This is a genomic window from Chitinophaga sp. CF418, from assembly GCF_900142925.1.
Taxonomy (GTDB): Bacteria; Bacteroidota; Bacteroidia; order Chitinophagales; family Chitinophagaceae; genus Chitinophaga.
Window position 1 is genome coordinate 400,635 of record NZ_FRCN01000008.1, and the last position, 17,491, is coordinate 418,125.

Below are 17,491 nucleotides of genomic sequence, written 5' to 3' on the forward strand. Positions count from 1 at the left end.
TTAAATTTTTTTAGTGTCCCGGTGAAAATTCGGATTCATCGACCGTCTTTATTCGTATATGTCATATATGAATCTATCTGAAGCCATAATACACGTTACGAAACTGGCGGAGGGACAAGCAGTGACGGAGGAGGAAACAGCCGAATTCCGGCAGTGGTTCCTCCGGGAAGCGAGTGAAGAGGAACTGCAGGAGCTGGCAAGTGCGCATGAAGCTGTACTGATGGAAGTGCAGGAGCCCACCTATGATAATAAAGAGATTGTCAGTAATATATATAGCCGGCTGACGGCCTACTACCTGGCAGAAGTAAGCACGATGGAAGAGAGCAACAAGCAGGAAGCTATTATCAGGAAGATCAGGAAACGTAATTATTGGTGGGCCGCAGCGGCGTCTTTACTGATAGCAGGAGGGGCCGCCATATGGATATTGCGTTCAGAGCAGCCAAAACGGGCAGCCATCGTACAACGCAATGTATTGGAGCCGGGCAGCAATAAAGCAATTCTTACACTGGCGAATGGCCAGGAGATCATATTGGACAACCTGGCCAACGGCAACATAGCCGTACAGGGAGGTGTGACTATTACTAAAGCTGATAGCGGCGCTATCGCTTATATAGGAACAGGGGACAATGTACAATACCACACGCTGTCCACTCCGCGGGGTGGACAGTTCCAACTCACATTACCAGATGGGTCAAAGGTTTGGTTGAATTCAGCCTCATCCATACGTTATCCGACGGCATTCATAGGGGCTGAAAGAAAGGTGGAAATGACCGGGGAAGGATATTTCGAGGTAGCCCCTGACGCCGCCAAACCCTTTACCGTGAAAGCTGGCAGACTTGATGTGCATGTATTGGGCACAGGATTTAACATCATGGCTTATGCCGACGAAAATGCCATCCGTACAACGTTGGTAAGCGGATCGGTAAAGGTGGAGGCAGGCGATGCAACAGCAATGCTCACGCCGGGCGTACAGGCCAGCCTGGCAACGGAAGGACAGACATTTAAGACCACCAGACCAGACCTGGCGGAGGTGCTGGCCTGGAAAAACGGGCAGTTCCGCTTCAATCGCACAGGTATTAAGAACATTATGCGCCAGGTAGCCCGCTGGTACGATGTGGATATACGTTATGAAGGGAACGTAGACAATATAGAGTTCCAGGGCATTTTATCCCGTAAGGTAACTGCCAAAGCATTACTGGAAACACTGGAAGCGACAGGAGAAGTGCATTTCAGGATCGAAGGAGATCATATCAGTGTAATACCAGGCGCAAAAAAATAATATAGGGGACGATAAATAAAAACAGGTTAAGCATTTTTTGGCACATCATCAATCAAACATCTAAATCAACAACCAATCAGCGTATGTAGTAAACAGGAAAACAACCAGAAATCAGCACAGAACATTGAACAACTGTAAGTAAGTCCTGATAAAAAAGGCAGGACCTCAACTGCAATTGAGGTCCTGCTATAAGGACTACTTCATTAATGTCACTTACGTCATTTAATCAGTAAATCCCTAAATGTACAAGTATGAAGAATATTGTACCTGGCAAAGGTATGCCAATTCCTTTTTCAAAATTAGTAATGATTATGAAATTAATCATCCCGCTTATCCTTGTTGCTGTGCTTCACGTAAGTGGAGCTACCTATGGGCAGAAGGTAACGATAAGCAAAAAAAAGGCGGCACTGACAGATATCTTTAAAGCCATCAGTGAACAGACGGGGCGCGAATTTCTGGCCAACCCTACCCTGTTGGAAAAGACCCAACCGGTGGATATTAACGTAAAGGATCAGGAGATCAGCGAATTCCTGCCTGCTCTATTGGCCAAACAAGGGCTTGCTTATTCTATCCTCAACAATGTGATTGTCATTACGAGGGATACCAAGTCATTTTTTCCGGTAGCGCCGGTAGCTGTCACTCCAGCCGATCCTCCCAGGCTTGTGAAGGGATGGATTGTCGATCCATCAGGCATAAGGTTGCCGGGGGCTACTGTTATGCTAAAAGGTACGCGCAAGGGAACAACGACCGACGCCAGCGGGTATTTCGAACTGAAGGTGGACGATGGCATTGAAAATGCGGAACTGACTATCACCTATACGGGATACCTTGTAAAAACTGTCACAGTAAGCCTTAAAAACCCGACGTTCGTCTATCTGAAACCATCTACCAGTGAGCTGGACCAGGTACAGGTGATTGCTTATGGTACTACCACCAAGCGTTTGAGCACGGGCAACATAGCGACTGTTACAGCAGCAGATATCGCCAGGAATCCAGTGAGCAATCCGCTACTGGCATTGTCAGGAAGAGTGTCCGGTCTGGTGATCAACCAGACGACGGGTATGCCGGGAGGTGCTGTGAGTGTGCAACTGCGCGGACGTAATTCCATTGCATCCGGTAATGACATCCTTTATATTATTGACGGAGTACCATTCAAGGGAGGTACTTCCGGCTCCGTTAACAGTGCACTGGCACAGGGTAACCTGCTTGACCTGGTGAATCCCGCGGATATAGAAAGTGTTGATGTGTTGAAAGATGCCGACGCTACCTCTATTTATGGATCCCGTGGTGCAAACGGAGTGATCCTGATCACTACCAAAAAAGGAAAGCCAGGACGCACGCAGGTGAATCTGACAGCCTATACCGGTATCAGCAAGATCACCCGCATGCCGGAATATATGAACCTGCAGCAATACCTCCAGATGCGGCATGAAGCATTCACAAACGACAATGCAAAACCCAGCTTCCTCGATTATGACGTGAACGGCACCTGGGATACCACCAGGTACACCAACTGGCAGAAACTAATACTGGGGGGCAGCGCGCATACTTCCGATGTGCAGGGGACTATAACAGGCGGAACGGACAATATCCAATACCTTGTAGGCGGCGGTTATCACCGCGAAACTCCGGTCATGCCAACAGATGGCGCTTTGAAAAAAGGGTCTGCGCATTTCAGTATTACCGGCACCAGCAACGACAGAAAATTAAGCATAAATGCGGGAGGTATTTATGTATCCAACACCAACAACATCACCCCGCTTGATCCTACATTCAACATCAGGCTCCTCGCGCCCGATGCACCTAAAATTTATAATGAGGACGGAACGCTTAACTGGGAGAACGGCACCTTCGATAACCCGTTTGCGGCGCTGTTACAACCATACCTGGGGCGTTCCAATCATCTGAACGGGAATGTTACGTTCGGTTACAAGGTTATCAAAGGAATGAATGTAAAAGTATCAGCCGGTTATGAGAATGTAGTACAAAGAGAATATGTGGGCAATCCCCTTTCCATCTCCAATCCTTTCAGGTCAGCGGGAAGGCAGGCTACTGCCAGATACAGGAATGCCAATTACGGCAGCTGGAACATAGAACCACAGGTTACTTATAATTTCGGGCTGGGCAAAGGCAATTTTGAGACCTTACTGGGAGCGACATTCCGCCGCGAGCAGAATGAGAACCTGACACAGAGTGGCGTAGGTTATGCCAGTGATGCATTGCTGCAAAACCCACAGGCAGCGAATACTATCACCGTTGAAGATTTTGGTAACAATGAAAATAAATATACTGCCACCTTTGGCAGGATCAAATATAACTGGGCTAACAAGTATATCCTTACTTTAAATGGACGGTATGATGGCTCAAGCCGCTTTGGGCCCGACAGCAGGTTCCACTTCTTCTGGTCAGCTGGTGGTGCATGGATCTTCACCGAAGAAAAGGCAATAAAAGAGCTGATCCCTTTCATGAGTTTTGGCAAACTGAGAGGCAGTTATGGTACCACCGGTAACGACAACATAGGCGACTATGCCTTCCTTGATCTCTACAAGCCTTTAGGGTTCAGCTACCAGGGCGATAAAGGATTACAGCCACAGGCATTATTCAACCCGGATCTGGCATGGGAAGCTACGCGTAAAGTAGAAGGCGCCATTGACCTTGGTTTCCTTAATGACAGGATACTGGTAACTGCGTCCTACTATACCAACCGCAGTAATAACCAGCTGCTGGCTTATCAGTTATCGGCTGTAACAGGCTTTGGTTCCATTCAACGTAACCTTCCTGCTGTAGTGCAGAATACCGGATGGGAATTTGAGCTGCATACCACCAACATAAAAAGTAAGAACTTCGAATGGAACAGCTTCCTGAATATATCGTTACCACGTAATAAGCTTACAGAATATCCGGGACTAAGCCCTGATGATCCCAACTTCATGATAGGCAAACCGCTTGGTATTACAAGGGTATACCAGTATGCAGGGGTAGATCCTCAGACGGGCACCTACAGGTTTATCAACAGTGAAAGTAAGCGTGTTGCAGCGCCTGACCAGAAGATCGCCTTTATTGATCCGACAGTGAAGTATTTCGGAGGTTTCCAGAACGCTCTCCGTTATAAGGGCTGGTCGCTCGACCTGCTGTTCCAGTTTGAACAACATGTGGTTAAAAATCCATTGCTGAATGGCATCTTCCCTCCCGGATTCATGGGCAATCAGTTAGTAAATGTAGCCCTGGACCGCTGGCAGAAACCAGGCGATGTAAAAGATATTCCGAAGTACGGCCAGAACATTTTTGGCTACCTGCCCTGGGCATTATACGCCAGGAACAGTACACTGGCGTATTCCGACGCTCCTTTCCTCCGGCTGAAGAATGTTTCCTTTTCGTACCAGCTGCCATCAAAATGGCTGCAGAAGATACGTCTGCAACAGGTAACCTTGTTTGCACAGGGTCAGAACCTGCTGACTTTCACGAAAAAGGAATTCCGTGATTTCGATCCGGAATCCGGAGGCCTCAACCTGTCACCGATGAAGACATTTACCGGTGGTCTTAAAGTAACCTTATAAAAAGAGCTACCATGACATTTCAATATAAATCATTCCGTTACCTGTATACTGGTCTCCTGCTGCTGGCAGTAGGTACAGGCTGTAATAAAGCAGTGGAGATCGATCCACCAACCTCAAAGATCGTGAGTGCGGAAGCCTTTGCAGGAAATGCATCTGCAACCTCCGTTATGACGGGTTTGTACAGCGCTATGATCAGTAATCGTGGATTCGTAAGCGGTATCAATGGCATCAGTATGCTGGAAGGGATGGCAGCTGATGAAATAACAAACTACCTGCCAGCCATTATGGGCACTACACTACAGGAGTTTTATACCAACACCTACAATGTGGGCGGCGATTATTTCTGGAGCGAATTCTATCAGCGTTTATATACCTGCAACGTTACTATAGAAGGTGTTACAGCTTCCAAAGGACTTTCAGAGCCTGTTAAACAGCAATTACTGGGAGAAGCCAGATTCTTACGTGCGCTTATATATTTCTATGCGGTGAATACCTACGGAGATGTACCACTGGCGCTGACGACTGATTACAGGACCAACAATACGCTATCGCGTACACCAAAAGAACAGGTATATGCACAGATCATTGCCGACCTGAAAGATGCGCAATCACTGATGGGAGAAGCTTATTTCAGAGGCATTACTGCCGGCACCACTGAAAGAGCGCGTCCCAACAAACTGGCTGCAACAGCGCTGTTGGCGCGTGTCTATCTTTACCGGAAAGACTGGGCTAATGCTGAAGCACAAGCTACAGCTGTGATCAGTAATGCCGTGTACCAGCTGGAACAGGACCTTAATAAAACGTTCACTACAACTTCTAAAGAAGCCATCTGGTATTTGCTGACAGTTGATCCCATTAACTATGCGACCTACGACGCCCAGGCGTTCATTCCATTCACGAATCCACCGGGAGTCACTCCTGCTTTACCAGGAGCGCTCAGTACATCACTCGTGAACAGTTTTGAACAGGGAGATGCCCGGCGCGACAAATGGGTGGGCGCCTTCGTAGCCAACGGCACTACTTATTACTATCCATTCAAGTATCAGAAGAATCCGAGCGGTACACCTGAAGCCTTGATGGTGTTACGCCTGTCAGAACAATACCTGATACGTGCAGAAGCGAGGGCACAACTGGGGAATATCATAGGCGCCGGCAGTGCACAGGCAGATCTGGATGCTATCCGCGCCAAGGCATCGCTGCCAGGCACCACTGCCACAAATAAAGATGCTATGCTGGCAGCCATTGCGCAGGAACGCAAAATAGAGCTGTTCACAGAATGGGGACACCGCTGGTTTGACCTGGTACGTACGGACAAGATAGACGAGCTAATGCCTACACTTGCTCCGCAGAAAGGAGGTGTATGGGATCCGAACCATAAGGTACTCCCTATACCCTACGATGAAACACAGCTCAATCCGAATATCAAACAGAATCCGGGGTATAGCAATTAAAAGAACACAACCTTTGTCATAACCTTGCCATATCCATATAAGGAAGCCATGCCATCATTAAAACATCACTAGTACCAATGAAATCTGCAACAACAAGCATTGTGCTTGGAATGCTATGCACCGTGGCCATTGCATTACCGGCAGCTGCACAGAAACAACAGAAAGGAAAAGATACTACCACCATCAGAAAAGACAGTGTGGCTGCCGCCTTGGCCAGGTTGGCCCTGCCGGCAAAACCCGACGCGCCGAAGCCATATAAGGAAGTGATTCCGCCAGGCACCATTACCACTAATGGACTGTTTAAAGTACACAAATCAAATGACAAGTATTTCTTCGAAATACCGGATTCATTGCTTGGAAGGGATATGCTGGTAGTTGGCAGGATCGCTAAGGGATCTTCTGAATTCCGTTTCATGCTGGGCACTTATTCCGGCGATCAGATCGGGGAAAAAGTGATCCGCTTTGAAAAGGGCAATGGTAACAAGATCTTCCTGAAGACGATCTCTTATAAAGAACGTTCTGCAGATAGTTCAGCTAATGGATTATACCGTTCCCTGCTGAACAATAATCTGCAATCTATACAAGCCGTTTTTGGCATCAAGGCGATCAACGATAGTACAAAAAGCAGTGTGATAGAAGTGACGGATTATGTGAATGCAGATAATTCCATTCTGTTCTTCGACCCTGCTCTTAAAAATCTGATGGGCCTTGCCATGATGGCCCCGGACAGGTCATATATAGAGGACGTCCACGCCTATCCGATGAACGTGGAAATAAAGACAGTACGTACTTACAATTCCAGGCCTTTCCCTAATGGAGAAACAAGGACATACAGCTTTGAGCTGAACAGCTCAATTGTACTGTTGCCAGCTATCCCCATGCAACCACGCTTCTTTGATCCGCGGGTAGGATTCTTTGCAGATGAATACATCGACTTTGACGCTAATTCCCAGGGCATAAAGAGTGAAAGCATGATCTGGAAATGGCGCATAGAACCGAAAGAAGAAGATCTTGAAAAATATAAACGCGGGGAACTGGTAACACCTAAACACCCGATCGTTATTTACATAGACCCACTAACGCCAAAGAAGTGGGTACCTTACCTGATAGCAGGTATCAATGACTGGCAGGCAGCTTTTGAAGTAGCAGGTTTTAAGAATGCCATAGTCGCTAAAGAGGCGCCCACTGATGACAGTACCTGGAGTATTGAGGATGCCCGTCATTCTGTGCTGGTATACAAACCATCCAACATCGCCAACGCGATGGGACCAAGTATTAAAGACCCACGCACAGGCGAGATCCTTGAGACGCATATCAGCTGGTATCACAACGTGATGGACGTATTGTACAAATGGTATTTTGTACAGGCAGGCGCCATTGATAAAAGAGCGCAGGCGCCACAGCTGCCTGATTCGCTCATGGGAGAACTGATCCGCTTTGTTTCTTCCCATGAGGTTGGACATACACTGGGCTTGCGCCATAACTGGGGGGCATCTTCTACTGTTCCGGTAGATAGCCTCCGCAGTAAACAGTGGGTGGAAGCACATGGGCATACGCCTTCCATTATGGACTATGCACGTTTCAACTATGTAGCGCAACCGGAAGATAACATTGGTGTGAGAGGCATCTTCCCCCGTATAGGAGACTATGACAAATGGGCTATTGAATGGGGCTACAAACTGGTGCCCGGCGCTAACAGCGCAGCTGAAGAAACACCAGTGCTGAACAAAAGAGTGATCGATAAACTCGCATCAGGTAAACAGTACTTCTTCGGTATTGAAAGAGTACCTAACGATGCCAAAACACAGTATGACCCCAGAAATCAGCGTGAAGACCTGGGTGATGACGCTATGAAGGCCAGCACCTATGGCATTGCCAACCTGAAACGGATAGAGAAACACCTGCTGGAATGGACGCGCCAGCCTGATGAAGATTATTCGAAGGCGGGCGAAATGTACATGGAGATCGTGAAACAGTTTGATCTTTATGTGGGCCATGTTGCATCGCAGGTAGGCGGCATACTTACTACACCGAAGACGGTGGAGCAGTCAGGTCCTGTATATGAATTTCCTACAAAGAGCAAGCAGCAGAGAGCCATTGCGTTCCTGAACGAACAGCTTTTTGCAACACCTTCCTGGCTGGATGACAAACAACTGTCCACGCTGACCGCCACGGATTTTTCTGCGGTAGCCGCTATACAGAAGAAGGTATTGATACAGTTAATGGCCCCCGACCTGATAGACAGGCTAAATGCGCAGGAAGCTTTTGATGCGTCAAAAGCTTATACAGCAGCGCAGCTCCTACATGATCTGAAGACTGGTATCTTCTCTGAATTAACAACGCATAAGGCTACAGATGTTTATCGCCGTGGCCAGCAACGTGTATATGTGGAAAGCCTGCTGGCTGTACTGTTGCCCGCTGCAAGGATCAGCAGGGACAGTGAAGTTACTCCGCTGATCAGGGCGCATGCCAAAGAGCTGGCGGGCAGCATAAAAGCAGCTATGCCGCAGATGGCTGACCTTACGACCCGCAATCATCTGCAGGACCTTTATGAAAGGCTGGATAACGGGTTGTATCCTAAAAAGTGATTATTTCTCGAGCTAAATATGTGGTAAAGAGCATATGAGCTCTATTAGGTGTAAACATGGAACGTGCGATGTCTATCGCACGTTTTCTTTTGTAGGTGGTACGTTTTAATAACCGGCACCATTATGTGTGCCAGTCTTTCGGTGTCGCTTACAGTGCAGCGATTTTATGAACAAAAGATTCCCGCCATGCCTACCGGTTCTCCCCGTCAATCATTAATTTACCGATATTATTTACCACGTTCACGTTACCTAAAATTTCATCGTATGAAGAACCCAAGTTACCCAACACCCAGGTTGAAAAAGAGCCCATTACTTGCAACTGTGCTCTGTCTTTCACTTTTACCCTTTGCGACCCATGCCCAGCGACAACTTGTCTGGGAGGAGAATTTCAACACCACCACGCTCAATCCGCAGACATGGACCTACGAAACAGGAGATGGCTGTACCAAAGGAAATTGCGGCTGGGGGAATGCCGAGTTGGAATACTACACCAACCGTGCTGAAAATGTAAGAATTGAAAATGGTACGCTCATTATTGAAGCCCGCCGGGAAACCATGGGCGGCAAACCTTTCACGTCAGGGCGTATCAAGACTGCAGGACGTGTCTCTTTCCGTTATGGCTCACTGGAAGCCAGGATCAAAGTGCCTAATGTAGCGAATGGCCTATGGCCTGCTTTCTGGCTACTGGGCGCCACAGGCGGTACCTGGCCACACAACGGAGAAGTAGACATTCTTGAAATGGGATTTGCCGGCGCCCTTGCCGAAGGCCGGGCCAACAGGACCGTCAGTGCAGCTACGCATTGGTGGACGGAAAATCCGGGAGGCTATACCGGACATGCTACTTATGCGAAGGATAGCATTCTTCAGAACACTTCGCTGAATGATGCCTATCACCTTTACAAACTGGAATGGGATCCGCAATTCCTGACTATCTTCCTTGATAACAGTCCTTATTACCGGATAGACATCAGCGGAACAAATGGATTTGATGCCTTCCGCAATCCTTTCTACATCATTCTCAACCTGGCAGTGGGCGGGAATTATCCCGGTATTACTTCTGCGGCGGGGGTAACCGCTCCCCTACCCGGCCGCATGGAGGTTGACTACATTAAACTGTACCAGGATATTACACAGGGAGAAGAACTTATCCTCGGTTCCAACAACGCACCGGAGGGTAACTACGGCATCTTTACCGACAACACCACCGTAAGTGACAAAGTGGTTTTCGGACAAGGGGCTAATCTTTATCTCTGGAACAACATCACCAATATCACACCAGCGCCAGCACCATTTGAAGGCAGCAATGTATGGGCATTTCATGCTAATGCAGGCGCCTGGTATGGTCTGGGTGTGGCCAACGATAGCAAGAATATGAGCAATTATGCAGGGGGTAGCCTGAAGTTTCATATGAAGACCACCTCCACTGCACCTTTCAAAGTAGGCATTGTAGCAGATGGCGTGGAAGGCTGGGTGAATTTCACCGGCAGTAATGAGCACGGACTGCTCAGGGACGGGCAATGGCATGAAGTGACCATTCCTGTCAGTGAGTTCGGCGCACTGGACCTTATGCAGGTCACGCAGCTGTTCATGTTTTCCGGCGATGCACCAGCAACAGCGGCGGACTTCTATTTTGACAACATCTATTATACCGGTGGTGTGTCTGACAATCCAGCGCCTACGGTTGCTATTACCAATATTGCCAATGAAGCGGTATATACTACTCCGGCATCTATCTCTATTCAGACCAATGCGACCGATCCGAATGGTACTATCAGCAAAGTGGACTTCTTCAATGGGGCCAATTACCTGGGAACGGTAACGTCTGCACCGTTCAATTATACCTGGCAGACGTCTACCCAGGCCATCGCCCAACTGATCGCGAAAGCGACAGATAATCAGAACAAGACCACTACCTCCAAACCTGTTACGGTACTGGTAGCTGCGCCGGGTAATACCCCTCCGCAGATCAGCATTACTTCCCCTACAGCCAGCACTCCCTACCGAAGGCCGGCCAAGGTAGGGATCAATACCAATGTATCTGATAATGGCCTGATATACAAAGTAGAGTTCTTTAATGGCAGTACATTACTGGCTACGCTTACACAACCGCCTTACAATTACACCTGGGAGAACGTACCGCAGGGTACTTATACCATCACCGCCAAGGCTACTGATAATGGTAAACTAAGCACTACCTCTGCCCCGGTTACCATCACCGTGCAGGATAATAAGATCCTTTCCAACAGGTATGGTATCTATAGTGAAGATGCATCTATCCCGGATAAACTGACCTATGGTCTGGATGCCAATCTCTATGTATGGAATAACCTAACGACTATCAGCGGGGCAGCGCCTTATGAGGGAACGCAGGTAATGGGCTTTACGGCGGCAGCCAATAACTGGTTTGGTCTGGGTGTTTCACATGATGTACGCGACCTGTCGCATTTCAGCAATGGCTTCCTGAAGTTCCAGTTCAAGACCAGCTATCAGGGTTCCTTCCGTTTTAGTGTTATTTCCCAGAATGGGGAGCAGGCCATCCCCTTTGCCGCCGGTGAACAGAAGCTGGGATTGATCAGGGATGGGCAATGGCATGAGGTAACTATTCCTGTCAGCTCGCTGACCAATGTTAATCTTGCCACCATTACCCAGGCATTTACATTCTCAGGAGATGCGCCCGCAGCTGCTGCGAGTTTCTACATTGACAATGTATATTATGTCACCCCGGATACTGCTGTAACGCAAACTAACCTGGCACTGAATAAACCGGCTGTCATTTCCTCTTACGAAAACATCGTCTTTACCGCTCAGAATGCAGTAGATGGCAACATTAATACCCGCTGGTCCAGCGCCTTTAGCGATCCGCAGTGGATACGGGTGGACCTGGGTGCAGATTACAACATCAACCGGGTGAAGATCACCTGGGAAACTGCGGCAGGGAAAGACTACATCGTACAGGTATCCAATGACACTGTTAACTGGTCGCCACTGAGAACAGTTACCGGCAATAATGTACTGGTAAATGACTATACCGGTCTTACAGGACATGGTCGTTATCTCCGGATATATGGTACGGCCAGAACCACGCAATATGGTTATTCCATTTTCGAACTGGAAGCATATGGTAGTTTATACACGGGTGGGGCTTTGCTGAGCAGTTCAAATCCGGCAATAAAAGTGCAGAATACATGGAAGGCTAGTTTGTATCCCAATCCTGTTGTGAATGATAAAGTACAGCTATTAAGTAATGAAGGAGTGAAACAGATACGAGTAGTTGATTTGAACGGGCGTTCAATATCTGTACAATTATCACAGGAAGGTAAAATCTCAGGTACTTATAGTGTTGATGTAAGTGGCTTGCCGGCAGGTATTTACTTCATTCAGCTGACGAACAAAGAGCATAACATGCTATTACTGAAATTCATTAAACAATAATCTACAATCGTTTAAATAGTTGGTACGTTTAATTAACACCGTTAGTAAACGTATCAACTATTTTTTAAGATAGCATACTAAACTGTTGTACTCGTATTAGTACAACATCAAAAGTTCATTTAAGGGTAATACAAGTATCAAACTTATGTTGTAAATTTCGTCTGTCAACAAATCAAAAATAACCTTATCCTGTATTTTATTTATCACTCCCTAAACCATATTCATAAACCTTAACACGTCAATAATTACACTCTAGTTTTTCAACAAAAAACCATTTAAACACAATGAAGAAAAACCTGCTGCTTAGGTTTCATAAGCATCTGCTGACAGCATGCTGTGGAATAGCTATGTTCCTCGCAAGCCCTCATGGCGCTTATAGTCAGTTGCCAACTGGCTTTACCCAGAAAAAATTAACCGGCGACGTTATCAACGAAGCAACTGCCCTGGCCCATGCGCCGGATGGCAGGATCTTTATCGCAGAACGTGGAGGTAACGTTAAAGTGTTCCAGAATGGAACTGTCACTACAGTGCACACTGCACAGACAGTTACGGATGCTGAACAGGGACTATTGGGCATCACCCTGCATCCTCAGTTTGCAACCAATGGCAAGTTTTACATTTTCTACACCAACACGGAAATGAAACGCCATTACATCGATGTGCTTACCATCACTACTGCCAACCAGGTGACAAGTGTTAACCGGGTGATGGAACTTGATTCAATCATTAACGGCGCACACAATGGCGGCGCTCTCCTGTTCCGTCAGGGACTGCTCTATGTAGCTGTCGGAGAAAGCAACTCCTCTGTTGAATCTCCCAAGCTGGATACTTACCGTGGCAAGATCCTGCGTTTAACAGAAGATGGTCAGCCTGCACCAGGCAACCCTTATTACGACGTACCTGGCGCAAGCCGTCAGCAGAGAAGCATCTGGGCACGCGGTCTGAGAAACCCATGGAAAATGGCGCTCGACCCGGCATCCCAGAAGATCTTTGTAATGGACGTAGGTGGCGACTATGAAGAGATCAATGATGTAACCACTCCTGATGCCAGCAAAGGTTATAACTATGGCTGGAGCCAGGATGGTAAAACAGGTCCTACCCAGGCAGCTGGTACTATCACTGCAGCGTACTATTACGACCATAGTGATGATAAGGGAGGATGCGCCATCACATCCGGCGTGTTCTTTAATCCACCTGCTACCAATTATCCCGCGGAATACCGTAACAAGTTCTTCTTCACCGACTGGTGCAGGGACTGGTACAGATTTGTGGATGTTAACAACCTGACACCGGCATCTCAGTACACTGAGTTTGCACCAAAAGGTTTCACACGCATTTTGGGTACAAGTGTTGGCCTTGATGGTAACATTTATTATATAGGATACGCAACAAGTGGTGCTTTATGGAGAATTGAATACAATAATAATCAGGCTCCGACTATCGTGAACCAGCCGGTAAGCGCAACAGTTACTTCCGGTGATCCTGTACAGTTCTCGGTGAGCGCTTCAGGTGGTATTCCGATGTCATTCCAGTGGCAGAAAAACGGGGTGAATATCCCGGGTGCAACAGAGAGCGCTTTCTCTATTGCACAAACCACTCCGGCTGACTCAGGTCTATACCGTTGTGTAGTGATCAATCACATCGACACCGCCATCAGTACTGCAGCAAAACTGACCGTACTGCCTTTCAATGCAAGACCAGTCCCACACATCAGCGCACCAACCGGCGATGTAAAATGGAGCGTAGGTACTGTAATAAACTTTTCTGGTACTGCTACGGATACCGAAGATGGCACACTGCCAGCATCAGCATACCGTTGGGAGCTCCGTTTCTTCCATAAGGATACAGAAACCAGCGAACACTGGCACCCTGGTCCTACCCTGCCTGCAGGTATCAAATCAGGGTCTTTCACCGCAGATAATCTTGGTGAATCTTCTTCGAATATCTGGTTCAGACTGCTCCTGATCGTTACAGATTCCAATGGCCGTACAGGCGTTGATTCTGTAGACATCTTCCCTAACAAGATACAGGCAACCGTAACTTCCAATGTTCCTGGTCTCCAGCTGGTGTTAGGTAAAGAAGCCACTTCTCCATTTACCAAGACGATGGTGGTAAATGCACTCACTACCCTGCAGGCTATCACACCTCAGGTACTGGGAGACACTACCTATGCATTCGTATCCTGGAGCCATGGTGGAGATACCTTACAGTCTATCCGTGTTCCGGCTGTTAACACTACCTATACTGCCACATATAAGGCAACCGGTTCCCGTCAGAATCCTTTCCCTGCCGGAACTGCTCCACGTGCTATACCTGGCAAGATCGAGATAGAAGACTTCGATTCCGGCGGTGAGGGTATCGCTTATCACGATGAGAGTACTGCCAACCAGGGTAATCAATATCGTACCAATGAAGGCGTAGACCTGGAAAACTGCTCAGAAGGCGGTTATAACATCGGCTACGTTAGCAATGGCGAATGGCTGGAATATTCTGTCAATGTCACTATTCCAGGTAAATATACCTTCGCTGCACGCGTTGCCAATCCGGGTACAGCCAAAACCCTCCATGTAGAGCTGGATGGCCAGAACATCACTGGTCCTGTTACCGTACCTACCACAGGTGGCTTCCAGGCATGGCAGACGGTTTCTGCTACTACTACCACATTACCGGCCGGCAACCATATTGTGCGTATCGTACTTGAAGCAAATGACTTCAACGTAAACTACTTCACTTTCGCACTGGCTATCGGCGATGCTCCGACAGTGAACATCACCGCTCCTGCGAATGGCGAAGCATTCCTGAGTGGTGCTGATATCCTGCTCAAAGCTGACGCAGCTGATACAGACGGTACCGTTAAGAAGGTGGAATTCTTCCAGGGTGTGACCAAGATCGGTGAAGATACCACCAGCCCATATCAATACCTGTGGACAGGGGTACCTACCGGTTCTTATAGCATCACAGCCAAAGCTACCGACAACAACCAGATGACGACTACTTCTACTCCGGTTGCTATCAACGTGACAGCAGCTCCTGTTCAGAAGAACGTTCCTGGCCGTATCGAGGCGGAAGATTTTGACGCCATGAACGGTATCGGTACAGAAGGTTGTGGTGACGTAGGCGGCGGCCAGAACATCGGCTGGGTTGGAACCGGCGACTGGATGGATTATAATGTGAACGTTGCCACTTCAGGCACCTATACCGTAGCCTTCCGTGTGGCCAGCGCTCCTGGTGGTGGCCAGCTGCAACTGCAGTCCGGTACCAACATACTGACTACCGTTGATGTAGAAGCTACCGGTGGATGGCAATCATGGGTAACCAAGACCACCACCGTTACGCTGACTGCAGGCAGACAAACGCTCCGCGTTTATGCTTCCCGCGCTGACTTTAACCTGAACTGGTTCGAATTCACCGTTCCTGTGCAATCCCTTGCTATCAGCAACCCGGCTGCTCAGGAACCAGTAGTGAGAGTTTATCCTAACCCGGTAACTGATCTGCTGACGGTGGGTAATGTGAAGAACGGCGGTCTGTTTACCATCACTAACGTGGTGACTTCACAGACTGTTACGATTAAGGCAGTGAATGGTATTCTGGATGTAAGCAAACTGTCTCCAGGCGTTTATGTACTGAAATTTACCAATGCCGGGAAACCGGTGGTGAAGAAATTTGTGAAGATGTAATTGTGCTTTTAGCTATAGAAAGCCGTCCGCCGTTGGCGGACGGCTTTTTTTTATTTTGGAGATTAGAAATATTTGTTTAGGTTTGCACCCCGTTAGATGATTCCGTAGCTCAGTTGGTAGAGCAATACACTTTTAATGTATGGGTCCTGGGTTCGAGTCCCAGCGGGATCACAGACAAACTTTAAAACCTGCGCTTGGCGCGGGTTTTGTTTTTTTAGTCGAGCGTTTAGTTGAGTTCCTTTTGTATAACCCCGATTTCTTTCCCGTACTTTATACAGGTTAATCAGCTTTTACTAAGGTATGAAATATCTATATCGGGATTTACAAAATCTTACCTGAAATATATAGCTCAATACCAAAAGTTGTGTAGTAAGCATAACTATTAGTTTTGCAGAAGAATGAAAAGAAATAACGACTCCGGGTCAATAACTGTTTTACTGTGTTTCCATTTACCAGTACCTCTGGCTGAAAAGTAACCTGTTTTTTACGAGCCAACTATAAAAGCATTTAAGAAAAGTAATGCTAGTAAATAACAATGGAGCAACAACGTATTATAAGACATTTATTCACTGTGGTTTCCTGCTTAATCAAAGCCTTCTGAAAAAAACTCACTCGGCGTCTTTCCAAAACCATCAATAATCTTCAATAGAATACTAACTTTCATATCGGTAAACTGCTCACGTTCGTAATTGCCATAGCCGATCCTTGAAATTTCAATATCACTAGCAAAATTATCCCCGGAACCGAAGTTCCCTTCCTTACGCTCCAATTTGAATTTTTCAGATAGGTCGGCGAAAAACTTGGCATGGTCAAAATGCCCAAGAGTGGCCCTATTTCTAGGAGCTTTCTTTTCAGGAGCCTTCCCAACAGCTTTTTTTGAGACTTTTTTCTGTTTGGCCATAATAAAGCGAAATAACAGAATATACATATCATTATCAACCTATTACAATATACATACTGAAATATGTATATTGCAATGATCATTTGATCAAAAAAGTTCTTACATTTGTTTTGTTAACATATTTTTGCAACTTCATGTAAAATATTGAAGCTGCTTCTTTTACTACCAGCTTGGAAAAGTAGGACGTTCCTGGTGTACTGGTTATGAAAGAAGACGGCTCACGACACTGCGCGTGGGCCCTTCTTGACCGTACACAGCCCTCCTACTGGCTCCAAGCGGCGAGTTGGGTACCGCGCGCTTTCGTTATCCTTCCCGTTTCATTTCTTTCAACATCATTAGCGCCAGCTCTTTTGAGGCTACCCATCGATTTATTGGGGTTAAAATCTGAATTACTTTCTGGGATATCTATTCCGGATCTCAGCTTTTGTCCATTTGCTTGAAATGTCGATAGGACGAAGCAAACGTAAAAGCAAGGGGTATTGAAATAATTATATAAAATTCTATACTCTGCCGCAATGGCTTTGTTAGAACAGGCGAAGCGTACCTGATACGCTCGTCAGGGGCGCTGTTGCCTAAACGGACAAATTTTTCGCTAATAATATTTCA

Annotated in this window: 7 protein-coding genes and 1 tRNA gene; 7 read left to right on the plus strand and 1 reads right to left on the minus strand. The window is 47.1% G+C overall.

Going from position 1 to position 17,491, the window contains the following annotated elements; translation table 11 throughout:
• Positions 1–67 precede the first annotated feature (67 nt).
• From F3I09_RS19580 to F3I09_RS19610, 7 genes are all read left to right on the plus strand, one after another.
• On the plus strand, positions 68–1,279 hold the full coding sequence (locus tag F3I09_RS19580; protein ID WP_188133874.1) for a FecR family protein: 1,212 nt from the start codon (positions 68–70) through the stop codon (positions 1,277–1,279).
• 311 nt (positions 1,280–1,590) lie between these two features.
• Positions 1,591–4,836, plus strand: coding sequence for a SusC/RagA family TonB-linked outer membrane protein (locus tag F3I09_RS19585; RefSeq protein ID WP_188133875.1), 3,246 nt, complete (start codon positions 1,591–1,593; stop codon positions 4,834–4,836).
• Positions 4,837–4,847: 11 nt separating this feature from the next.
• A complete protein-coding gene (locus F3I09_RS19590; protein ID WP_149696730.1) occupies positions 4,848–6,287 on the plus strand; it encodes a RagB/SusD family nutrient uptake outer membrane protein in 1,440 nt (479 codons plus the stop codon).
• Positions 6,288–6,364: 77 nt separating this feature from the next.
• Entirely contained in the window at positions 6,365–8,875 is a 2,511-nt protein-coding gene (locus F3I09_RS19595; protein ID WP_149696731.1) for a zinc-dependent metalloprotease, read from the plus strand.
• 264 nt (positions 8,876–9,139) lie between these two features.
• Positions 9,140–12,307, plus strand: a complete 3,168-nt coding sequence (locus F3I09_RS19600) for an Ig-like domain-containing protein (protein ID WP_188133876.1) — start codon at positions 9,140–9,142, stop codon at positions 12,305–12,307.
• A 284-nt stretch (positions 12,308–12,591) separates the two neighbouring features.
• A complete protein-coding gene (locus tag F3I09_RS19605) occupies positions 12,592–15,984 on the plus strand; it encodes a carbohydrate-binding protein (protein WP_149696733.1) in 3,393 nt (1,130 codons plus the stop codon).
• 98 nt (positions 15,985–16,082) lie between these two features.
• Positions 16,083–16,155 (plus strand) — tRNA-Lys (locus F3I09_RS19610).
• Positions 16,156–16,567: 412 nt separating this feature from the next.
• Here the strand turns inward: F3I09_RS19610 and F3I09_RS19615 are convergent.
• On the minus strand, positions 16,568–16,885 hold the full coding sequence (locus F3I09_RS19615) for a hypothetical protein (RefSeq protein ID WP_149696734.1): 318 nt from the start codon (positions 16,883–16,885) through the stop codon (positions 16,568–16,570).
• Positions 16,886–17,491 lie beyond the last annotated feature (606 nt).